Genomic DNA, 1,152 nt, shown 5'->3' with positions numbered 1-1,152 from the left:
GGAAGGTCTGAAGTAAGCAGCCGTTTTTAACGGTCTAGCTGTCTGAGGTTCAAAAAACACCGACTTAATCGAAAAACAGACCTTTCCTCCTGTCAGTTCACTATTTTTTGCGGAAGAGCACCTTTTCAGGGCTCATTGTCCACATCACAGGCGCACCTCGCCTGCATTCAATAGTCGTTTTCGCATCATCCAAAGGTTCGATAAGGCAAACAGTGTGGTCTGCTGCGCGGTGTTTTTCACCAAGCCTCGGAAGCGGACTTTCGTATAACCAAACTGGCGCTTTATTACCCGGAAGGGATGCTCAACCTTGGCCCGGACTTGAGCTTTCGCGTATTCGATTTTGCGGCGCATGCGACCGATCAGGCTCTTTTTTGCATGCCTCTTATAGCTGCTGGGTCGCGCTGCGATCGACCAGATCATCTGGCGATGTTGATGCTCCGCACGCTTCTCCACGCCGGTGTAACCGGCATCGCCAGAGACGTAAGTTTCCTCGCCATGCAGCAACTGATCGACCTGAGTCACGTCCGCCACATTCGCCGCCGTACCCACTACGCTATGCACCAGACCGGATTCAGCATCGACACCGATGTGCGATTTCATCCCGAAATAGTACTGATTTCCTTTCTTTGTCTGGTGCATTTCGGGGTCGCGTTTACCGTCCTTGTTCTTGGTCGAACTGGGCGCATGAATGATCGTCGCATCGACCACAGTTCCTTGGCGTAGCAGCAAACCTCGGTCGCCCAAATAGCCGTTGATGACCTGCAAAATCCCACCGGCCAGCTCATGTTTTTCCAACAGCCGGCGGAAGTTGAGGATCGTGGTTTCATCCGGAATCCGATCCAAATGCAGCCCGGCAAACTGGCGCAGAATCGTGGTTTCGTAGAGGGACTCTTCCATCGCCGGGTCGCTGTAGCCGAACCAGTTTTGCATCAGATGAACCCGCAGCATGGCCATCAACGGATACGCCGGACGACCGCCTTCACCCTTCGGATAATGCGGCTCGATCAACGTAATCAGGCCTTTCCAGGGCACGACCTGATCCATCTCAATCAGGAAACGCTCACGGCGGGTCTGCTTACGTTTGCCTGCGTACTCGGCATCAGCGAAAGACATTTGCTTCATCGGGGCTCAACCGTTCAGTTCGTGGGACAG

At 53.7% G+C, this 1,152-nt stretch carries 1 protein-coding gene; it reads right to left on the bottom strand.

Annotation, left to right across the window (positions count from 1 at the left end; translation table 11 throughout):
- Positions 1-144 precede the first annotated feature (144 nt).
- Positions 145-1,122: an IS5 family transposase gene (locus EQV90_RS21670; RefSeq protein ID WP_240878679.1), complete on the bottom strand. Its 978-nt coding sequence runs from the start codon at positions 1,120-1,122 to the stop codon at positions 145-147.
- Positions 1,123-1,152 lie beyond the last annotated feature (30 nt).

The organism is Pseudomonas sp. TMW22089 (assembly GCF_022496645.1).
GTDB classification, from domain to species: domain Bacteria; phylum Pseudomonadota; class Gammaproteobacteria; order Pseudomonadales; family Pseudomonadaceae; genus Aquipseudomonas; species Aquipseudomonas paraversuta.
The sequence above is the reverse complement of the archived record's forward strand: the minus strand, read 5'-3'. Positions and strand labels throughout refer to the sequence as shown.

Excerpts from the sequence above, each read along its gene's own strand:
- EQV90_RS21670 (WP_240878679.1), bottom strand. The coding sequence starts at position 1,122 with ATGAAGCAAATGTCTTTCGCTGATGCCGAGTACGCAGGCAAACGTAAG.